The sequence below is a fragment of the Arthrobacter sp. TB 26 genome (assembly GCF_000427315.1).
Classification (GTDB): Bacteria; Actinomycetota; Actinomycetes; order Actinomycetales; family Micrococcaceae; genus Arthrobacter.
In genome coordinates this window covers 1-3416 of record NZ_AUPJ01000332.1, presented here as the reverse complement: position 1 = coordinate 3416, position 3416 = coordinate 1, and the positions used below count along the sequence as shown (strand labels likewise).

Annotated in this window: 3 protein-coding genes and 1 pseudogene; all 4 read right to left on the bottom strand. The window is 66.9% G+C overall.

Annotated features, from left to right (window positions below):
* Nucleotides 1–244, bottom strand: a pseudogene (locus K789_RS0112600) (carboxylate--amine ligase); the annotation flags it as partial.
* Nucleotides 245–353: 109 nt separating this feature from the next.
* The gene (locus K789_RS0112595; RefSeq protein ID WP_024367056.1) at nucleotides 354–1877 is read right to left on the bottom strand and encodes a UDP-N-acetylglucosamine 1-carboxyvinyltransferase; all 1524 of its coding nucleotides are present in this window, start codon (nucleotides 1875–1877) and stop codon (nucleotides 354–356) included.
* A gap of 96 nt (nucleotides 1878–1973) precedes the next feature.
* Nucleotides 1974–2777, bottom strand: a complete 804-nt coding sequence (locus K789_RS0112590; protein ID WP_024367055.1) for an energy-coupling factor transporter transmembrane component T family protein — start codon at nucleotides 2775–2777, stop codon at nucleotides 1974–1976.
* Nucleotides 2774–3416, bottom strand: a 643-nt coding sequence (locus tag K789_RS23030) for an ABC transporter ATP-binding protein (protein ID WP_157835686.1), incomplete at its 5' end; no start/stop codon positions are given. The genes K789_RS23030 and K789_RS0112590, both read right to left, overlap by 4 nt.

The window sequence follows — 3416 nt, the reverse complement described above, 5'->3', positions numbered from 1 at the left end:
CCTGCCTGAGCTGCCGGAGCAGCTCCGGGTACGCCAGGCACGGCCGCGTCTGGGTTTCAATCTGTTCGAGCTTGAGCTCGTAGCTGAAATCGGTGTCCTCGTGGTTCGGCGGCTGCGCCGGATCGGCCGGGGCGTCCTGGTTCGGCGGGACGAGGCGGGGCAGCATGGCGTCGGCGAGGGCAAGCAGCATCCCGGTTTCGGGGTCCACTATGAGCAGTTCTTCCTCCACGCCGAAGGTGCGCATGATTCTATTGTGCGGCAGGTTCCGCTGAAACGCCCAACAACAACGCGGGGTCACTTCGCGCCCATGGAGGGCCTCCGGATGGGCGCGAAGTGACCCCGCGTTGCTTGGATTAGTCCTGGAAGTACTCGATCTTGGCGCCGATGGTGTTGAGCCGCTCGGCCAGGTCCTCGTAGCCGCGCTCGATCACGTAGATATTGCGAAGTTCCGAGACTCCGCGGGCGGCGAGCATCGCCAGCAGCAGGCAGGCCGCGGGCCGGAGGGCGGGCGGGCAGCCAACCTCGGCCGCACGCCATTTGGTGGGTCCGTTGACGTAGATCCGGTGCGGGTCCAGCAGCTGCACCTGGGCGCCGAGCTTGTTCAGTTCGGTCAGGTAGATCGCCCGGTTGTCATAGACCCAGTCGTGGATCATCGTCTGGCCCTGGGCATTCGCGGCGATGACTGCGAAGAAGGGCAGGTTGTCGATGTTCAGCCCCGGGAACGGCATGGGGTGGATCTTGTCCTCGGGGGCGCGCAGCTCCGAGGGCCTGGTGGTGACGTCCACCAGCCGGGTGCGCCCGTTGCGGGCCAGGTACTCGCCGGACACTTCGAGCTGCTGGCCCATCTGTTCCAGCGTCGCGAGCTCGATTTCCATGAATTCGATCGGGACGCGCCGGATGGTGACTTCCGAGTTCGTGACGATGCCGGCGGTGATCAGGCTCATCGCTTCGATCGGGTCCTCGGAGGGGAAGTACTCAATGTCCACGTCGACCGAGGGGCGGCCGGTGATCTTCAGCGTGGTGGTTCCCACGCCGTCGATCCCGACGCCAAGCATCTGCAGGTAGAAGCAGAGATCCTGCACCATGTAATTGGGGCTGGCGTTACGGATGATGGTGGTGCCGCTGCGGTGGGCGGCGGCCATGATCGCGTTTTCGGTCACGGTATCGCCGCGTTCGCTGAGCACGAAGGAGCGGTCGTGCCCGTCCGACGGCGGCGCCTGCACGGCATAGAAGCCGGACTTGGCGTCGACGCTGAGGCCGAACTGGCGCAGCGCCTGCATGTGCGGCTGCACGGTGCGGGTGCCGAGGTCGCAGCCGCCCGCATAGGGCAGCCGGTATTCACTGGATTCGTCCAGGAGCGGGCCCAGGAGCATGATGACGCTGCGGGTCCGGCGGGCGGCCTCGACGTCCATCGAGTCGAGGTCCAGCACGGCGGGACGGCGGATCTGCAGGTCGTTGGCGTTCAACCAGGTGCATTCGACGCCGATGCTCGTCAGCACCTCGACGATCCGGTTGACCTCCTCGATCCGTGCCAGCCTGCGCAGGATGGTGGTGCCGCGGTTGATCAGGCTGGCGCACAGCAGGGCGACGCCGGCGTTCTTGCTGCTGTTGACGTCCACGGAACCGGACAGGGTCCGGCCGCCTTCAACCCGCAGATGCGTCATGGCAGGGCGTCCCACCTTGACGATGCTCCGGCCGAAAATGGCTTCCAGCCGCTGGATCATCTTCAGGCTGAGGTTCTGCTTGCCCTGTTCCATGCGGGCGATGGCACTCTGGCTGGTGCCCAGCTCTGCGGCGAGCTGCCCCTGGGTCCAGCCCTTCTGGCCGCGGGCTTCGCGGAGCAGGGCGCCAACGTGTTCAGCAGTCTCTTGAGTCATCCCAAGAAAATATCACGCATGATTTATTACCCCCGGGCATTTCCGCCGGAATGCCGCGAATCTCACACAGATACCCGGCCTATGCGATAACCGACGCTACTGCCGTGCGAGGAAGACCATGTTCCAGGTCCCCGCCACCAGTGCAGCGGCGACGGAGGCCCCGGCGATCAGCAGCCCGCCGAGGAACACCCAGGCGTCCAGTCCGCTGAAAACCGACGTCCGGGCCCAGGTCCGTTGTGCGCCGCCAAAGCCGCGGGCCTCCATGGTGACCGCGAGCCGGGACGCCCGCCGGACGGCCTGGACCAGCAGCCCGAAGCTCTGCCCCAGGGTGGCGCGGAGCCGCTGCAGCGGATTCCCGTGGGAACCCACGCCCCGGGCGCGGCGTGCCATGCCGATGGTCTGCCACTCTTCGGCCATCAGCCCGACAAGCCGCATCGCTGCCAGCGTCCCGAGGACGAAGCGGTGCGGCAGTTTCGCTTTCTGCGCCAGAGCGTCCGCCAGGTCCGTGGGATCGGTGCAGCTCATCAGCAGAACGGCCGGCAGGGCGATGGCCAGGCCGCGGATCATAAAGCCGAGCCCAAGTTCCAGGGAACCTTCGCTGATGGACCAGATCCTGGCGTCGAGCAGGATGCTCCCGCTGTCCGGTGCCAGGATCGTGGTGCTCCAGCCGCCCAGGGCCGCGGCCAGGATCAGCGGCCAGCCCCGCTGCCAGAGCAGGCCGGGAGTCAGCCCTGCCAGCGGAAGGAGCGCCAGCACCAGGGCCAGCGCCACCGAGGCGGACACCCAGTCGATGGACAGCGCCAGCACCATCGTGATGAGCATAACGGCGGCGAACTTCGCCAGCGGATTGGCCCGGGTCAGCAGGGCATGGTTGCCGCGCAACGTCAGTTCCTGCCTCATGGTGCGTTCACCTTCCCCTGTTCCCGCTGTTCAGGGGCGCGCAGGCTGAGTTCGGTGCCGCCGAGGACCTCGCTGAATTCGGCGTCGTGCGTCACCGACACGACGGCGGTGCCGTCGTCAAGGAGTTCGGAGAGGAAGGAGGCCAGCTCGGCCCAGGTGTTGGCGTCCTGGCCGAAAGTGGGTTCGTCCAGGACGAGCACGTGGGGATGGGCGGCGAGGACAGTGGCCACGGACAGGCGCCGCTTTTCACCGCCGGAGAGGGTGTAGGGGTTGGCGTCCACGAGTTCCGTCAGCCGAAGCCGCTCCAGCAGTTCGTCCACCCGGTCCTCGCCCCGGCCCAGGTGCCTGGGTCCGAACATCAGCTCATCCAGCACCCGTCCGGTGACGAACTGGTGCTCGGGTTCCTGGAACACAGTGCCAATCCTGGCAATCAGCTGCTGGGCCTTCCATTTGTACGGATCAATGCCCGCGCCGGCGCTGAGCTCCAGGGTGGCGGAGACCGTGCCGGATACCGGCGCCAGCAGGCCGGCGAGTGTCAGGGCAAAAGTGGACTTCCCCGACCCGTTGGGGCCGGTGATGGTCAGCGCTTCCCCGGCACGGACCTGGGCCATGATGCCGGACTGCACGGGCACCGGCGGG